This window comes from Nesterenkonia rhizosphaerae (assembly GCF_039544555.1).
In the GTDB taxonomy this organism is placed as follows: Bacteria; Actinomycetota; Actinomycetes; order Actinomycetales; family Micrococcaceae; genus Nesterenkonia; species Nesterenkonia rhizosphaerae.
Genome location: NZ_BAABLW010000007.1, coordinates 1,495,235 through 1,511,627, shown reverse-complemented (window position 1 = coordinate 1,511,627; position 16,393 = coordinate 1,495,235). Strand labels below are relative to the sequence as shown.

Genomic DNA, 16,393 nt, shown 5'->3' with positions numbered 1-16,393 from the left:
CGTTCTCAGCAACGTTGAATGAAGGAGACTCCATGGCTAACTCGGTGAAGGACGAGGAGCTCTACGAGAAGCTGCGCGAGGAAGGCAACTCCAAGGAGAAGGCCGCTCGGATCGCTAACTCTGCAGCCAATGAGGGGCGGCAGAAGCAGGGCGAGAAGGGTGGTAGCGCAGAGAACTACGAGGATCGCACGGTGGATGAGCTTCAAGACCGCGCGAAGGAACTCGGTATCGAAGGGTACTCGCAGATGAATAAGGGTGAGCTCATCGACGCTCTGCGTCATCACTGAACTTATCTGCTACACACAGCTGTGCCGTCGGGGCGTTTCCCTGGCGGCACAGCTGTGTGTGGGGCGGAACGCTTCCGAGAGTTAGGCTGAACTCCCTGCCCCCTTGTGAAAAGAGGCCACGATGCACAGCTCCTCTCCCGCACTACCGGCTCGGGTCCTGCTTGCCGGATGCGGCGATCTCGGCTCCAAGGTAGGTGCGCTTCTGCATGCTGGGGGTATCGAGGTGACCGGGCTGCGTCGTCGTGCCGCAGCCACTGATGTACCGTTCCCGGTCATGAGCCGGGATCTCAGCGCTCCCGACGGTGAGGCACTGCCGGAGGTCGACGCCGTCGTCGTGGCGCTCACCTCTGACACTTCTGACGCAGCCGGATATGAACGCACCTATAGACAAGGGCTCAAGGGGCTTGCTGCCGCGCTCCCCCATCGTGGCATACGAGTCATTTATGTCTCCTCCACCAGCGTGCTGGGAACCTTGGCCGGGCAGTGCGTCACAGAGGAAACCGTTCCGCAACCGGAACGTGCCACGGCCCGGGTGCTGCTCGACGCCGAAAACCTCGCACGAGAGCTGTTCCCTAACCTCACAGTGCTCAGACCCGCCGGAATCTACGGGCCGGGTCGCACACGGCTGATACATAAGGTCCGCAGCGGCGAACCCGTAGACCACGGACTTATCACCAACCGCATTCACCGTGATGATCTTGCGGCGGTGATAGTGCAGCTACTGCGTCAGCCGCAGCCGATACCCCTGCTGCACGCTGTGGACAAAGCGCCGGTGCCCCTCGGAGAGGTGCTCAGCTTCATCGCCGCGCAGCTGGGCGTACCCTCACCGCCTGATAGCGGCAGCGGCAGCCCTCACGGAAAGAGGATCGATGCCCGCATGATGCATCACCTGATGGAACCCAAGGGTCTGAAGTACCCCACCTACCGCGAAGGCTACCTGCAGGTGTTGGTGCCGCCCTCATAGACAGCACTCAGTCCAGCGGGACAGGGTTCAGGTGCGAGACCGCGAGATTGCCGCCACGGGAGTCGAGGTAGAGCAGCTGCGCTACCACCGGTCCATCGGCATCGAGTACCAGCCCGTAGGGCGCGTCCAACGGCACCGCTTCAGGTTCGATCAGGTCATTGATCCGTTGGTGTTTGACCCTCTGGGGTTCCACAAGGATCTCGTAGGGTCCCACCGGTTCACGATCAGCGTGGAACACGGTGACGCTTACACAGACCGGGGCGGCGGAAGTATTGAGCAAACAGAGCGTATTACGTGAGGTGAACTCCGGTTCGGCCCCTGTGCTCTGACTCGGCGCAAATCCCGCAGAGAAGACCCACTGCTTTCTCCCCAGGTCCGCGCCCCTTACTGCCGAAGTCTTATCCCTGACTGTGTCGGAGACGGTGTCCTTCAACTGACTGAGCGAATCTTTCAGCGCCATCGGCTACTCCCCTGTCTCAACGAATAGTTCACGCAAGTAGTCGTTCAAGAAGACGCCCTCTGGGTCCATGTCCTGCCGGATCTGCTGGAATCGCTCCCACCCTGGGTACAGCGGAGCCAACTCAGCGGCTTCCAGGGTGTGCTTCTTGCCCCAGTGCGGCCGGCCATCGAACTCACGGAAGAGCGGTTCGAGATCATCAAAGTAGGCCTTATAGGGCAGCGTGTTGTTCTGCAGCAGAGCGATGGTCATTGTTGGTGCGCCCTGGCGGTAAACAGTCTCCGCGTTGGAGATCAAGCCATGATCGGCAGCGATAGTCCGCACCAGCACACGCCAACCCACAGTGGCGCGGTGTTTGGCTTTGACGCGTTCTCTCACCTGCTTGAAGGCTTCCAGCTGGGTATCCAGTGGAAGCATGTATTCCATTTCTTCGAAGTGCAGGGCTCGATCATTGGGGATGATCTCGTAGTTCGGCCCGGTCTCGTCCTTCTTCAGTTCACCCTCAGGTTGAAGATCAGGCTCTTCGCCTGGTTTGTTCAGCATGCGTACCTGCGCGAGGTCACTGCGCGGATACCAGTAGAAGTCGACACTGCGGTTCACCTCGATCAGTTCGGCGAAGTTCTCCAGAACCCAGTCAATATGCGTGATGTAGTTCTGCCGGTGAAGCTCATAGGCCTCTTCCAGGCGCAGGGTCAGGGAGGTGAAAATACCCAGTGACCCCAGGGACACTTGAGCTGCACGCAAGAGATCATGATCTTCGCCCTCCCCCGCGTCGACGCCGAAGGGAACCTCCTCGCCCAACCCGTTGATCAGACGGCCGCCGATCATGGTGGAGGATAGGTTGCCGAGCCGAACTCCGGAGCCGTGAGTTCCCGTCCCGATGGCACCGGCAATGGCCTGGTAGTCGACGTCGCCGAGGTTCTCCATAGCCAACCCGTGTTCGGCGAGCTGACCTCCCAAGTCACTTAATCCTGTTCCCGGCAGAACTCTTGCCTGCTGACTCTGAGAGTCGGCCTCGATCACGCCGGCGAGGTTCTCCAGAGAGACCAGGGTGTCATTGGTATTGAAGATGGGAACTGATGAATGTCCTGAGCCCACAGGCCTCACGGTGCCACCGCGTCCTCGGGCCGCGGTTACGAGCTCCGCGACTTCCTCAGCACTGGAAGGCGCTGTTCGCCGGGCGGGTGTGAAGGAGATGCTGCCAGACCAGTTGGTGAACGTCTCAGCCATGTCGGTACCCCTGATGGTCGCGTGCGTTTCCGCATGTCAGTCTTCCCACCTGACCTGGACATTCGCTAGATACTGCCCCTATACGACGACGGCGCCAGAGACAGTCCCATGAGACCGTTCTCTGGCGCCGTGGCGCAGTGTCTTACTGACCTGGGCTGATTGTCCTCAGCCCTGGACGGCAAGAGCCTTAGTTGGCTGGCGCATCCTCGCGGGTGTACTCGAGGTCGCCCAATCCTTCGAGCACCTGCTCGGCTGTCACCTGGTGGTTCACCACGGAGGAGGTCCAGGTGCCCCATACGGTGGGATCGATGGTGTCACCGTTATTGCCGAGGTTCTCCAGACGCTTCTTCTCATCCTCAGTGAAATTCTGAGTGGGCAGCGGCTGCAGGTGCTTCACATCCTCAGCGGTCTTGTTGATGTACTCACCCACACGGGCGCCGTACTCGTCGTGGACCATGAACAGGTGCCACAAGAAGCGCTCCTGAACCTGAGGTGCTGCCTGCTGGATCATGCCACCGAGCTCCTTGACCAGCTCGTCGCGCTCCCACTGGTTCATGGTGGAGTAACGAGCACGGGCCTGCAGGTAATCGTTGGTGCGCTCGAGATTGGAGGAAGCCAGGGTGCCGTTGACCGCAGGTGGGTTATTCGGCTTCTTCTCCGCTTCGACGAGACCGCCGGTGACCGAAGGCTCGTAGTTCACGTGCGGGTTCTGGCCCGGTGCCAGGTCCACGCCGTAGCTCATCTGCCCGCCGCGCTGATTGGTGTGCACGCGTCCCTTGACGCCCTTGGGCGAGTTCACCGGCAGCTGCAGGTAGTTGGGGCCCACGCGGTAGCGCTGGGTGTCTGAGTAGGAGAAGGTTCGTCCCACCAGCATCTTGTCGTCGGAGAAGTCCAGGCCGTCCACCAGCACACCGGTGCCCATGGCGATCTGCTCGTTCTCGTTGTGGTGGTCCTCCACGTTGCGGTTCAGCGTCATTGTGCCCACGTGGCGCAGCGGGAACTGGTCCTCGGGCCAGATCTTGGTGTCATCCAGCGGATCCCAGTCCAGCTCCGGGTGATCAGTGTCTTCCATGATCTGCACGTACATGTCCCACTGCGGGTACTCGCCGCGCTCAATGGCGTCGAAGAGGTCGCGGGTGGCATGACCGGTGTCCTGGCCCTGCACCTTGGCGGCCTCGTCACTGGAGAGCGATGCCACGCCGGCACGCGGGTGGAAGTGGTACTTCACCAGGACGGTCTCGCCTTCGGCGTTGACCATCTTGTAGGTGTTGACGCCGAAGCCCTCCATGTGGCGGTAGGTCGCGGGAATGCCGCGCGGGCTGAAGAGGTGCGTCAGCATGTGCATGGACTCGGGGGTCTGGCTCATGAAGTCCAGGATGCGGGCGGGCTCCTGGCGGAAGGAGACCGGATCCGGCTTCAGCGAATGGATAACATCGGGGAACTTGATGGCATCACGGATGAAGAAGACCGCGAGGTTATTGCCCACCAGGTCCCAGTTGCCGTCCTCGGTGTAGAACTTCACGGCGAAGCCACGGGGATCTCGTGCAGCCTCGGAGGAGTCGCGACCACCGATCACTGTGGAGAAGCGAATGGCCAGCTCGGTCTTCTTACCCGGCTCCTGGAACAGCTTGGCGCGAGTGTACTTCGACGCCGGCTCATCACCGATCTTGCCCGTGGCCTCGAACTCACCGTAGGCGACGAAGCCGCGCGCGTGCACCACTCGCTCCGGGATGCGCTCGCGGTCGAAGTGGGAGATCTTCTCCAGGAAGTGATAGTTCTCCAGGGTTGCGGGGCCACGGGAACCGATGGTCCGCATGTTCTGGTTGTACTGGACAGGGTGGCCCTGTCGCGTCGTGAGAATCTGGTCGTTATCTGCCATGTCTCTCCTTTTTCGCTGTGCGGTCAACTACAGCAGCGCCGGTGCGACGCCACCGCTCCCCTCGCCTGAAGAGGCCGCACGGTATGAGTGGACACCTCCAGTCTAGGCCTTATTACTAGTAATTCAGAACAACCTGGTCGCTTCAATTTCTGAGAGTTTCCTGACAGTCACCTCGCATCCAGCCGGGAGTACTAGTTCCCCGGGACGAATGTCTCGCGGTCGGTGCGGAATGCGCGCTCACGTGCATAGCGGTGGACCTGTTCAAGGGCGTCACGCTGATGATCGGCCGCTGCACTGAGTTCATCAAACACCTCCGGCGGTACGCCCAACGCGTCGGTGAAGCACCGCAGCACTGTCCATCCGTGTTTCTTGGCAGTCACCGCGCCCATCATGAGTTCGGCCTCCAGCACCATGGCCGAAGGCGACCGTGTGAAAGGTGGCCGCCCGTACGGCTTCAGGCGAGACACTCGCTCCCCCACCCAGAGCAGCGGTGCCTGTAGTCCCGGCCGAGGAAAACCCTGACGCTTCATCAGCTCAGCGAGGAAATCATGCTCATCCCCGATCGCCACTGCGACTTCAGACAGCCGTGCATAGACGGGAGTATCGATGAAATCATCTGCCATCGCGCGGATACGCTGCAGTCCAGCCGTGGCACCGGAAAGGTGATCCGCCATGTATTGACGCAGCAGCGTCACGTCGACGTCGTCGTCCTCCATCAGGTGGTCCGCTGCAGGTAGGGGATACTTCTGCGTGGCATCGGTAGTCCGCGGGCGCATGGGGATCGAGGATTCACCGCTGCCCTCCCCCAGGCCCTCAATGAGGTCATCCAGGGCTTGGGCCGCGGACATAGTGGGCTGCCACCCGAGCTCAGCTTTGGCTCTGGAGTTATCCATGATGGGCACCCTTGTTGCCATGTCTAGCCAGCCTTCATCCATGGGCAGCAGGTGCATTCGGTGAGCCGCCTTGACCAGTGACCGCAACGGTGCAGCGGGCAGCGCGATACTGGCCCGAGTTTTATCTCTGTGTGCGACGACTTTGGCGATGGTTTCCCCGTCGAGAAGGTCATCGGCGCAGATATTGAAACCACCGTGTGCACCACGCAGTACAGCTTCTGCATAAGCGGAGGCGACGTCACGAGCATGGACTGCCTGAGAGCGGACTCCTGCGGGCATAGGCACCATTGGCGGTCGCAGGGTCTTCAGAATCTGCACCGGGGCCCAGCGTCCGGCGAAGTAGCGCTGGATCTCGGCCCCCGCACGGCCCTGAAAGATCAGTCCGGGTCTGATGCGCGCCAGCGTGATTTCCGGATGCGCAGTCTCGAATTCATCGCAGACGCGTTCTTGGGCCGCCTTGTCCACGCTGTAATGCGAGGTGGGTATGCCCTCTGTGGGCCAGTCCTCGGTCCGTGGCTCGTCGTCTTCCACCGGGGAGTAAGCGCCCACAGACGAGGCCACTGCAATGTGCTTGACCCCCGCCGTCGCGGCGGCCTGCAGAACATGTCGGGTTCCCTCGACATTGACCCGACGCAGCAGCTCACGTTTTGAATTGGGCTGGATGAGCCATGCCAGATGGATCACGGCGTCCACGTCAGCAAAGTGCTCGGCGAGATTCTGCACCGAGTCCGCGAACTGGATGTCGGCCGTCTTCCAGTCCGCGTAAGCGTAAGGTGTCGCGTCGAGCTCCGGGAGGCGCCGAGCAATACCCAGCACCGAACTGACCTCGGGACGCGAATGCAGTTCCTCAAGCAGTGCGGTTCCGGTGTTTCCTGTGGCCCCTACGACGGCAATGCGCATCTCTACCAGCTCCTATTGCTCTTATGGCGGCGCGGCTCGTAGTCCTTAGGTGACCATGCTCACCTGGACATACGCTCAGGGCCAGCCCGATTTCTCAGCGATTACGTGCTCGTGTCGCGCTAGGGTGGTTGCCATGTCGAATGAGGAGCAGAATCCCTATGGTGCCGCGCAGACTGCGGCTGTGAACCCCAAACGAATGCGCACAGTTCACCTGAAGCAGTTCAAGGATGCTGGCCAGAAGTTCAGCATGCTGACCTCCTATGATGCGATGACTGCGCAGCTCTTTGACGCAGCCGGTGTGGAGGTCCTTTTAGTGGGAGACTCTGCGGCAAATGTGGTGATGGGCCGCAGCACCACACTGCCCATCACCGTGGAAGAGATGCTCGTCTTCGCCAAATCCGTAGTCAACGGTGCCACTCGGGCCCTGGTAGTAGTGGACCTTCCCTTCGGCTCCTACGAGGTCTCGCCGCAGCAGGCAGTAGAAACCTCCGTACGTGTACTGAAGGAAACCGGAGCCCAGGCGGTAAAGCTGGAAGGCGGGGCAGCCAGGGCTGAGCATATCCGCGCTGTGGTAGCAGCCGGTGTACCGGTGATGGCACATGTGGGATTCACTCCGCAGTCCGAACACGCCATCGGCGGTTACCGAGTGCAGGGCCGCGGGGAGGCTGCTGAAGCCCTGCGTGCTGATGCACTGGCGGTCGAGGAAGCAGGGGCTTTCGGTGTAGTCATGGAGATGGTCCCCGCTGAGATCGCCGCGCAGCTGGAGTCCGAACTGACCATCCCCACTATCGGAATCGGGGCCGGTGCTGCGACTACCGGACAGGTGCTGGTCTGGCAGGACATGCTGGGCCTGGGCAGCGGTCGGGTGCCACGGTTCGTCAAGCAGTACGCGAATCTGCGCGAGGTCATCACTGAAGCGGTCACGGCATACCGCGCCGATGTCACTGCCGGCACCTTCCCTGCCGCTGAGCACACCTTCGAGTAGGCGGGCTCAGCGGGCGTCGTCGTCCTCTGCGGTGAAACTGTCGAGCAGAGAATCCTCCTCCGCCTCGTCCTCATCCCAGCGCTCGTTATTGGCCTGGACTTTCTCCATGGCCTTCAGGGCTTCCTCCCGAGTGGCATAGGGGCCCAGGAGGTGCTTCCAACTGGACTGAGCGCCTTCTTCGACTTCACCGCTTCGCAGGTTGTACCAGTAATCAGTCATGTACCCAGCCTACGCCGGCCCCCACTGTCCAGGCTGTCTTCCCACGTGCTTGCGGCGATAGGATGGCAGCCATGGCTTCTGCACTTTCGACTGCTCCCGTAGGCACTCTGACCAAAGGCACCGTCTCCCCCGAGCGTGCCGTGCCGGCTTCAATCGCCAAGCCGAATTATGTGGGGCTGGCGGAGCCGCCGCGCTATACCGGGCCTGATGCCTTTGACGCAGAGACCATCAACAAGATTCGCAAGGCCGCTCAGCTGGCCGCAGATGCCATGGTCGCCACCGGTGAGCTCGTTAAGCCCGGTGTGACGACAGATGAACTGGATGCTTTCGCCCATCAGTACCTCATTGACCGCGGCGCCTATCCGTCGTGCCTGAACTATAAGGGCTTCCCCAAAGCCATCTGCACCTCGGTGAATGAGGTGGTATGCCATGGCATCCCCGACTCCACAGTTCTCAACGACGGGGACATCGTCAACCTGGACATCACCGCTTACCTTGATGGAGTTCACGGCGATCACAACGTCACCTTCCTCGTCGGCGACGTCGACGAAGAATCTCGTCTTCTGGTGGAGCGCACTCATGAAGCCATGATGCGTGGAATCCGCGCGGCTAAGCCGGGACGCCCCATCAATGTCATCGGCCGGGCCATCGAAGTGTACGCCCGCCGCTTCGGCTACGGCACAGTGCACGAGTTCATCGGCCACGGGGTGGGTCCGGCATTCCACACGGGATTGGTGATTCCGCATTATGACGCGGCGCCGGAATACTCCCAGCTCATCGAACCCGGCATGGTGTTCACCGTTGAGCCGATGCTGACACTGGGCACCCGCCACTGGGATATGTGGGAAGACGGATGGACTGCAGTCACCCGAGACCGTAAGCGGACCGCTCAGTTTGAGCACACAGTGGTCATCACCGACGACGGAGCCGAGATTCTTACGCTCCCCAGCCAGTCCTAGCCGGGCCACCGGCGTCGTCGTGACGGGCCGCTGTGCCCCTGGACACACTCAAGCACGATAGTCTGTATCCGCACTGGCGCAGCGTCGCGCCCTTTCCTGCATTCCCTTGTTCTATCAATGCTCGTGGAGAACTATGACCAAGCCAGATAAGAAGGCCCCTGCCACTGAATCTCTCGGCCCGGCCAGCGCGACGCTGCCGGACCTGCCCAAACGGGCCATTGGCATCGATGTCGGCGGCACCGGGATCAAAGGTGGCATCGTCAATCTGCGCAAGGGCACTCTGATAGGAGATCGGTTCCGCATCCCCACCCCGAAACCGGCAACCCCTGAGGCGGTGGCCGAGGTGATCGGTCAGATCCTTGAGGAGTTGTTGGGGCGCGAGAAGGCGCCGTCGCGGACAGACCTGGTGGTAGGTGTCACCTTCCCCGCCATTGTCATTGACAATGTGGTGCTGACCGCGGCAAATATCGACGAATCATGGCTCGACTGCGACACGACAAAGCTGCTCCAGCACCTGCCTGGACGTGTGGCCACTCTGAATGATGCTGATGCGGCTGGTCTGGCGGAGGCCCGCTATGGTGCAGGTGCTGGCAGGGCCGGCACCGTAATGATGGTGACGCTGGGAACAGGCGTAGGCAGCGCGTTGGTGCACGACGGCGTCCTGGTGCCGAATTCAGAGTTGGGCCACCTGGAATTCGAGGGCGTCGTCGCAGAGACCAAAGTTTCCGCCTCGGCACGCGAACGCGCGGACCAGCCCTGGGATGAATATGGCGAGACGCTGCGTCGGTATCTGAAGCATGTAGAGCGCATTCAGCCCGTGGGACAGTTCATCATTGGTGGCGGCGTCTCCAAGCGAAGCGAGGATTTCCTCCCCTATGTCACCGGATTGCGCGCAGAGGTGGTTCCCGCCGTCTTGGTGAATAACGCTGGCATTGTCGGCGCTGCGCTCTACGCCGCGGAACAGGCGCGACTGGCTGAGGTGCGCGCGGCCTAGAACTTGCAACGAATCAGCGCCTTCGTCTTCCAGCGTCGTGGAAGATGAAGGCGCTGATTCGTGTCTCGGAAACTTTCTCCCGATATCCCGTGATCTTCAGCACAAAATCCATGTAAACGCGGTGTTACAGGAATGTTTCATGAAAGGCTTCTCTTGAACTCACCGACACCAAAGAATGGATACAGAAAGGACGAGGCCGAATGAACGCTCTCAAGCAGAAGCTCTTCAAGACCGGAGTCGACAAAGCCCCGCATCACCGCATCCTGCAGATGCTCAGCGCCTCCGAGCGCCGCGACTTCGAGGTCGGACCCCACGACCTCCCCTTCCGCAGCCAGCCAGCACGCGACGTCATGGCTGTGACTCGCTAAGACAGCTCAGCAGCACACATGCGCCTCGCCGCTCCGGACACTGCACCGGCGGCGTGGCGCTTTTGTTTGTACACGTTCTGGGCTGTTCGACCAGCGTGTCCACAGCACTGCCGGAAAGACAGTACAATAGATTCTCGTGCCCAGCAGATGGGCGCATGGGCCGATAGCTCAGTTGGTTAGAGCACTGCGTTTACACCGCAGGTGTCGGGGGTTCGAGTCCCTCTCGGCCCACCAGAATGATAGGGAAGTAGATTCTGATCTCCCCCCCCCATTGGTGGCAGACCATTCCTCTGGTGCCTGACATGCCGTGGAGTTTGCCGCAATTACATGGACCGGTGACCAGGCCCTGAGCCACTAGCTCGGCGGGGCCTCTGGATGTGCTCTGAAAGTCACCCATGACTCACGGCACTGTTGCCCTCGATAATGCGGGCCCTAGGGTGAGAGACACCCGACACTCTGGAGCAGGAACCGATGACAACGGACAGCTTCCGTCAACCGCCTCTCACGATACGTATACTCATTGTCTTCGCCGGCACAGTCACGATCTGGACCTTGATGAGATGGGCCAGCAGCACTTTCGGCGACGACGAGCTCACCATCTCCACACGATTCATGAACGCGCTGCTGGTCTGCGGTCTGGCTGTGCCGATGCTGATCGCAGCTCGCCGATACCTGGACCACCGTCCATTCGCCGACCTCGGTCTGCAAAGCCCGCGCAGAGCGTGGCAGCCATTCCTCGTCGGAGTGGCAGCGTTCGTGGTGCCCTCCGCCCTTGGCCTCACCATTGCCCTGGCGACTGGATGGGTGGACCTTCAGCCGCAGGTCCCATGGACCACGATTCTGGGTTGGGCGGCACTGCTGATCGTCCTCGTTTTCACCTTCGAAGCACTGCCTGAAGAGCTGATATTCCGCGGCTACCTCCAGCGGAACCTGACTACGGTGATGCCGCCCTGGGTGGCCGTGCTAGGACAGGCTGTGCTGTTCACCGCCTTCGGTACTGGCCTGTGGGTGGCTTCCGAAGGGTGGGGCGTCCTGACCGAGCGCGGGATCATGTTCTTCGCAGTGGCGGTGGTGCTCGGTCTACTCCATATTCAGACCGGAAGCCTATGGACTCCGATCGGGTTCCACCTTGCATTCCAGGTCACGGCACAGAGTCTGCTCAGCGACCGGATGACCACCAGCAACGAGAACGGGTTGCTGCTGGCGGGCGTCGCCAGCGCCTTCGTCCTGGCAACAACAGTGACCGCTTTCCTGAGTCAGCGCCAGCATGTGAACTGGTCACGTCCTGAACCGGAGCTCTAGCTGGGCGAAGCACCAGCCTTCGTCGCAGATAGTCCGTGTTCATCAGCTAGTCCATGACTAGCAGCAACGAACGGGTCAAGAAGACCTGGTGCAGCTTCAAGCGCGAACTGAAGACTGTCCAGTCGGTCCATATCAGGGGCATCGTAGCCGCCGTCTCCGGCGGCAGTCATCGCAGACACTGTGCGCAGCTTCAGCCACCTCTGCAGTACTGATTCCCGGATCACAATGGTGCTCACCGCAGACCGTTCCAGGACAGTAGTGGCCCGGTTCAGCAACCCCGAGCGCATGATCACATAATTCTCGTTAATCTTGTGACCCAAGGCCCGGTAGGCGACGAGTGCTGCCAGCAGACACAGCGGCCACACAATCAATACGCCCCAGATCGCCTGGTACGGGATAACACCGGTGACTGCCAGGACCGTGAGCGCCGCGCCGATGACAACGGCGAATAGTGTCGCCCACCACAACCGGCGCCACAGCGCACGGCACGGATGGGAGTGGAGATCCAACTCGAAAGGGTTCTCGGTGGCCCCGAGTACAGCACCGGCCACCGCTTGGGCCCGTTTCCGCGGGCCGCGTGGAATGATCGCCGCTGGATCAGAGGCCGCCCACTGGTCTAGCCCGGTAGTGATCACACTGGTATCACTGGCACCCATCCAGCGCCAGAGAACAGGCTGGGAGATTTGAGCCCCGCGGATCCTGCTTTCGTCACGGATGATCTCCCGCCTCGTGAAGAGGCCCTTCCGGGTCCGCAGCATGGTGCCATCCCTGCCGGAGACCCGAGCCAGTTCCAGGTTCCAGTTCTCGGTGAAGTAGAGGACGCCCAGCCCCACCGCACCAAATGCGCCGACGCCAACAACTGCAATGAGCACCGAACCCGCCAGGCCAATCGACTCCCAGTCCAACAGTCGGGCTAGAAATCCGTAGAGATCAAATCCGACACTGCTCACCAACCAGAGTGAGCCCCATCCCAGTCCTAGAGCCAGGACATAGGCCCAGATATTGAACATGTTGTAGATGAACCAGCTGGGCTCGAACCGGGCGAGGACTCGCACAGGCTCATTGCAATGCTGCGCAGCAGGACTCTGGTGACCGTCGTCGCTGGTGGTCTCTGAGGTGTCCCCCGGCAGTGCCGCATCCTTGTGCAACTCGTTCTGCAGCGCCAGGGCATCAGCTGCACTAAGGGCGTCCAATGACAGCGCCGATTCACCAGTTGCCGCCTGCTGGCCTGCCCCAATGTTCACCACGCGCATCCGGGCCAATCGGTGACGCAGCTTTGCCGCGGTGTCCACGCTGCGGATCCTGTCGCGCTGTATAGAGCGGTGTTGCCGCCAGATGACGCCGGTTTTCAGTTCCACAAAGGTCTCGGTGATTCTGAAGCGGGTATACGTCCACCTCATCACATCGAATATCGCGCCCACGACGCCGACGACTGCCAGGCCGATCAGTGGCCAGAGCTGACCGCCGGTGGTATCGCCGTCGAAGAACACGATGGCGGCTGCGGCCGGGAGAACCGACAACACACTTATAGCCAAGTCCGCCCAGATGATCCGGGCGCTCAGCCGCTGCCACGCCGTCGTAGTAGACACGGAGCTGGGTACTTCCTGGCGGCCTGCAGCCTGCTCGGCTACGGCACTCATGTGGCATCCCCCGGGATCTGCTGAGTGATCTCGGTGAGGTCCTGGGCCAGCCGTGCGGCCCGCTGGTGATCCAGTCCGCCGATGTCGATCGCACCGTAGGAGGACGCTGTGGTCACCCGCAGTGTGGAGAGCCCCAACAGTTGTTCCAAGGGACCGCGCAGCGCATCTACGGTCTGCACACGGGATAGTGGTGCCGCTCGCCACTCACGCACCAGCCAACCACTCCTGGCATACACCGCTTCCGCGGTGGTCTCCCACCGATGAACCCGGTACCGCCACAGCGGTTCGACGATGACCCCGACCACGAGCAACATCACCGCGCCGATAACGGCCAGGATCAGCCACGACCGGGCAGCTTCCCACCATACGTAGGCCACAATGGTCGCAGCCAGAACCGGTGCGCATAGCAGAAAAGACTGCAGAGCCCACCACCCGACGGCTCGCCGTTCAACTTTGTGCTCGGGCAACCGCAGAGAGAGTGTGGAGCTGGCTGGAGTGCTCGGCACAGTGCCGGCATTCTCATGGGCACTTGCAGCAGAGATGGTGTGGGCGTCAGTAGTCACTGCTTCAGTCTGGAAGCCGACGCTGGTGCGTCAGAAGTGCCGAAAGTCATGTAAGCGGCAGTGACGGTCAGAACCACATCATCGCTGACCTTGCCACCTCACCTCATCCGAGGCTCAGCGATACGGCGAACAGAATGAGTGCACCCGAGCTGCTGAGAGTCCGGGCGAAGTTCCATCGGTTCCAGCGACCCTCAAATCGTCGGCGTGCGGCTCGGCAGTCCTGATCGCTGGTGATAGGAGATCTTTCCAGTTCACGGTTGAGCGGCACATTCCCTAGTGCCGTGATGCCAAAGCTGAGTACCGAGCAGACTGCCCCGGCTGCAATCCATGGCAGGGACGTTGGATCTCCGTGCCACAGTTGCAGTGTGATGCTGACGACCGCAGCCAGCGGGGCGACGATGAACACCGTGAGGAACATGCCGTTGAGGATGGCCGCATTGATCGCCCGGAATGAGCGAACATAGGTGCGGTCATCGACTCTCCGGAATCCCGGGCTGACGGCGACGCTGAAGACGAAGAACACTCCGGCCAGCAGTCCGTTGGCGATGGTCGCCGTTACCAGTGCCGCATCAATAGGGTCCACGGCAAAGTCCACCTCAGGCGCTCAGAACGTGGGCGATGGTGGTCTCCACTGGTGTTGAGACGTCGATCCTGCGATTGCCGCGCGGGGCCAGCAGGCCCTGTTCATCGGCTCGGTGGAGTTCGGCCAGGCTCTCGGCGATGTGCGGAGGTAGACCGGAATTGATCAGTGTGGGCCCCCATGCCTCTTCAGGGATGGTGACGACTTGAAGCTCACGTCCCAGTGCTGAGCCCAGCGCGATAGCGACGTCGCGCTCAGAGTATTCGGGTCCGATGAGATCAAGTGTTTCGCTTCTTTCCGGTGGTGATTGCAGGGCGCGGGACGCTGCTTCTCCAATGTCTGCGGTGGCCACCATCGGCAGCGGAACATCGGCCGAAGCGGCAAACACGGGGTAGATTCCGTCCCCGCGGACGCTGTCGAGCACATCGGTGAACTTTTCCTGGAAGTGGCCCGAGCGCAAAGCTGTCAAGGTGGTGCCGGTAGCCAGCAGGGCTCGTTCCATCCGGTGCAGGCCAGCGATGGGACCGGTCCCCTCTGCAAGGTCTGCTCCTCCTGAGGAGAGCATGACGACGTGAGGAACCTTCTGGTCCGCGACGGCGCCGGCAAGAGAGTTGATTAGTCTGTCGGCGTGGACGGCGAGATCTTCAGCGGTCATATCGAAGGGAAGCAGCACGAAGAACCCGGTACAGCCTTTGAGTGCTTCACCCAGTGCCGCGCGGTCCTCCAGATCAACGCATCGGGCTTCAGCCCCCTGCTCTTCCCATCCTTGCGCAGCGCTTTCGCCGCGCACCAGGACTCGGACCTCCGCTCCTGCGGCAAGCAGATTCCGTGCTGTGGCTGATCCGACTCGGCCTGTGGCTCCGGCGACGACATACATAACAGTTCCCTTCGGGTAACGGTGATTGATTACGCTATCAACGCTAGTTGGAGAACTCTGGCTGTACCATGCTTGTTCGGACGAGACTCTTGCTCATTCGTCCAGGTTAGTCAGCTTCTGGTCATCGCCTTGTGACAGGATTGCCTCATGGAGGCAACCCGCGAACAGGACCGAGATCGGCTGGCGCGTGTGCTGCACACCCTGCGAATGCGCAGCACGTTCTACTGCCACGCCGAACTGACTTCGCCGTGGGCACTGGAGATGCCTGCGATTGCGGACTCAGTGAGCTTCCATGTGGTGACGGCAGGAACGTGTTGGCTGCAGCTTCCAGACGAAAAGCCGCTCGAGCTACGCGCCGGGGACCTCGTACTGGTACCACACGGCCTTGGACATCTGTTGCTGAGCGAGCCAGATGCGACGCCGAGCCAACGGGTCGATCTTCTCCCCCAGCAGTACTTGAGCGAGCACTATTCGCTGCTCAGGCACGGTGGCGGGGGATCTACCGCGCAGCTGATCTGTGGAATTGTCTCATTCGATGAACCCGCAGCCCGGCTTCTCATGCGAAGTCTTCCCTCTCTACTGTTTGTTAACGGGAGTAGCGTCTCCGCTGCAGCCTCGATTCACGACACCCTGCGCCTGATGGCAAGTGAGCTCGGCCATCCGCAGCCGGGTGGCGAAGCGGTGGCCACGCGATTGGCCGATATCCTCGTGGTGCAAGCCATCCGTGGCTGGCTCGGGACCGCGGAAGATGCCACTCGGGGGTGGCTCGGGGCGCTGCAGGATGATCGAATCGGGCGCGCAATTGAAGCCATTCACGATGACCCCGGGCATGCGTGGACTCTGGAACGCCTCGCGCGGGTGGCCGCCATGTCACGGTCCTCGTTCAGCGCGCAGTTTACTCGCTTGGTGGGGGAATCGCCGATTGCCTATCTCACCCGTTGGCGAATGCACGTAGCCCATTCCCGGCTGCGCAATGAAGACACTACAGCGGCACGACTGGCCGCTGAGCTTGGCTACCAATCCGAAGCAGCATTCAATCGAGCTTTCACACGAATCATCGGGCACACACCCGGTTCCATCCGGAGGCAGCGAGGGCGTTGACTGCGCCGCCCGTGGTGTCTTTCGCCGGGGTCGCCGACAGGGCGATGACCAGCCGCCAGCGCAGAGTCCGCGCCGCTAGCGTTCCACGTGCTGGAATGATGCCCTGCACGGTTACCTCGGCAGCAGCACCCTGGATAGACTCCCTGCGTTCTGACGGTGCACACCTATGCCGTCCACGTTTCGACGAAGGATTCA

General features: G+C 61.3%; 17 protein-coding genes and 1 tRNA gene. 9 read left to right on the top strand and 9 right to left on the bottom strand.

The window, feature by feature from the left end:
* Window positions 1–32 precede the first annotated feature (32 nt).
* Window positions 33–287 (top strand): DUF7218 family protein, encoded by a 255-nt coding sequence (locus ABEA23_RS12840; protein ID WP_345478401.1) that lies wholly within the window; start codon window positions 33–35, stop codon window positions 285–287.
* 121 nt (window positions 288–408) lie between these two features.
* Complete coding sequence (locus tag ABEA23_RS12835; RefSeq protein ID WP_345478400.1) at window positions 409–1,251, top strand: SDR family oxidoreductase; 843 nt, start codon at window positions 409–411, stop codon at window positions 1,249–1,251.
* Between the two features lie 7 nt (window positions 1,252–1,258).
* Here ABEA23_RS12835 and ABEA23_RS12830 read toward each other — a convergent pair whose 3' ends face one another.
* The 4 genes from ABEA23_RS12830 to ABEA23_RS12815 all read right to left on the bottom strand — a co-directional run bounded on the left by ABEA23_RS12830 (window position 1,259) and on the right by ABEA23_RS12815 (window position 6,610).
* A complete protein-coding gene (locus ABEA23_RS12830) occupies window positions 1,259–1,711 on the bottom strand; it encodes a sensory rhodopsin transducer (protein WP_345478399.1) in 453 nt (150 codons plus the stop codon).
* 3 nt (window positions 1,712–1,714) lie between these two features.
* Window positions 1,715–2,938, bottom strand: coding sequence for a D-arabinono-1,4-lactone oxidase (locus ABEA23_RS12825; protein WP_345478398.1), 1,224 nt, complete (start codon window positions 2,936–2,938; stop codon window positions 1,715–1,717).
* A 187-nt stretch (window positions 2,939–3,125) separates the two neighbouring features.
* Window positions 3,126–4,817 (bottom strand): catalase, encoded by a 1,692-nt coding sequence (locus ABEA23_RS12820; RefSeq protein WP_345478397.1) that lies wholly within the window; start codon window positions 4,815–4,817, stop codon window positions 3,126–3,128.
* Window positions 4,818–5,008: 191 nt separating this feature from the next.
* The gene (locus ABEA23_RS12815; protein WP_345478396.1) at window positions 5,009–6,610 is read right to left on the bottom strand and encodes an NAD-dependent epimerase/dehydratase family protein; all 1,602 of its coding nucleotides are present in this window, start codon (window positions 6,608–6,610) and stop codon (window positions 5,009–5,011) included.
* Window positions 6,611–6,743: 133 nt separating this feature from the next.
* Here ABEA23_RS12815 and panB point away from each other — a divergent pair, with 133 nt between their 5' ends.
* Window positions 6,744–7,595 carry a 3-methyl-2-oxobutanoate hydroxymethyltransferase gene (panB, locus tag ABEA23_RS12810; RefSeq protein ID WP_044494848.1) on the top strand — a complete coding sequence of 284 codons (852 nt, stop codon included), beginning with the start codon at window positions 6,744–6,746 and terminating at the stop codon, window positions 7,593–7,595.
* A 6-nt stretch (window positions 7,596–7,601) separates the two neighbouring features.
* Here panB and ABEA23_RS12805 read toward each other — a convergent pair whose 3' ends face one another.
* A complete protein-coding gene (locus tag ABEA23_RS12805; RefSeq protein WP_044494849.1) occupies window positions 7,602–7,814 on the bottom strand; it encodes an SPOR domain-containing protein in 213 nt (70 codons plus the stop codon).
* A 71-nt stretch (window positions 7,815–7,885) separates the two neighbouring features.
* Here ABEA23_RS12805 and map point away from each other — a divergent pair, with 71 nt between their 5' ends.
* From map to ABEA23_RS12780, 5 genes are all read left to right on the top strand, one after another.
* Complete coding sequence (gene map / locus ABEA23_RS12800; RefSeq protein WP_345478394.1) at window positions 7,886–8,773, top strand: type I methionyl aminopeptidase; 888 nt, start codon at window positions 7,886–7,888, stop codon at window positions 8,771–8,773.
* Window positions 8,774–8,906: 133 nt separating this feature from the next.
* Window positions 8,907–9,767, top strand: coding sequence for a polyphosphate--glucose phosphotransferase (ppgK, locus tag ABEA23_RS12795; protein WP_345478393.1), 861 nt, complete (start codon window positions 8,907–8,909; stop codon window positions 9,765–9,767).
* Between the two features lie 200 nt (window positions 9,768–9,967).
* The gene (locus ABEA23_RS12790) at window positions 9,968–10,135 is read left to right on the top strand and encodes a hypothetical protein (RefSeq protein ID WP_345478392.1); all 168 of its coding nucleotides are present in this window, start codon (window positions 9,968–9,970) and stop codon (window positions 10,133–10,135) included.
* Window positions 10,136–10,292: 157 nt separating this feature from the next.
* Window positions 10,293–10,369 (top strand) — tRNA-Val (locus ABEA23_RS12785).
* Window positions 10,370–10,690: 321 nt separating this feature from the next.
* A complete protein-coding gene (locus tag ABEA23_RS12780; protein ID WP_345478391.1) occupies window positions 10,691–11,437 on the top strand; it encodes a CPBP family intramembrane glutamic endopeptidase in 747 nt (248 codons plus the stop codon).
* Here ABEA23_RS12780 and ABEA23_RS12775 read toward each other — a convergent pair.
* From ABEA23_RS12775 to ABEA23_RS12760, 4 genes are all read right to left on the bottom strand, one after another.
* The gene (locus tag ABEA23_RS12775) at window positions 11,434–13,077 is read right to left on the bottom strand and encodes a PH domain-containing protein (RefSeq protein WP_345478390.1); all 1,644 of its coding nucleotides are present in this window, start codon (window positions 13,075–13,077) and stop codon (window positions 11,434–11,436) included. The two genes, ABEA23_RS12780 and ABEA23_RS12775, sit on opposite strands and share 4 nt — an antisense overlap.
* Entirely contained in the window at window positions 13,074–13,640 is a 567-nt protein-coding gene (locus tag ABEA23_RS12770; protein WP_345478389.1) for a PH domain-containing protein, read from the bottom strand. Before ABEA23_RS12770 ends, ABEA23_RS12775 begins: the two co-directional genes overlap by 4 nt.
* 103 nt (window positions 13,641–13,743) lie before the next feature.
* Window positions 13,744–14,223, bottom strand: coding sequence for an anthrone oxygenase family protein (locus tag ABEA23_RS12765; RefSeq protein ID WP_345478388.1), 480 nt, complete (start codon window positions 14,221–14,223; stop codon window positions 13,744–13,746).
* Window positions 14,224–14,236: 13 nt separating this feature from the next.
* Window positions 14,237–15,097 (bottom strand): NmrA family NAD(P)-binding protein, encoded by an 861-nt coding sequence (locus ABEA23_RS12760; protein ID WP_345478387.1) that lies wholly within the window; start codon window positions 15,095–15,097, stop codon window positions 14,237–14,239.
* A gap of 147 nt (window positions 15,098–15,244) precedes the next feature.
* Between ABEA23_RS12760 and ABEA23_RS12755 the strand changes: the two genes are divergently transcribed.
* The gene (locus tag ABEA23_RS12755; protein ID WP_345478385.1) at window positions 15,245–16,198 is read left to right on the top strand and encodes an AraC family transcriptional regulator; all 954 of its coding nucleotides are present in this window, start codon (window positions 15,245–15,247) and stop codon (window positions 16,196–16,198) included.
* Window positions 16,199–16,393: the final 195 nt, after the last annotated feature.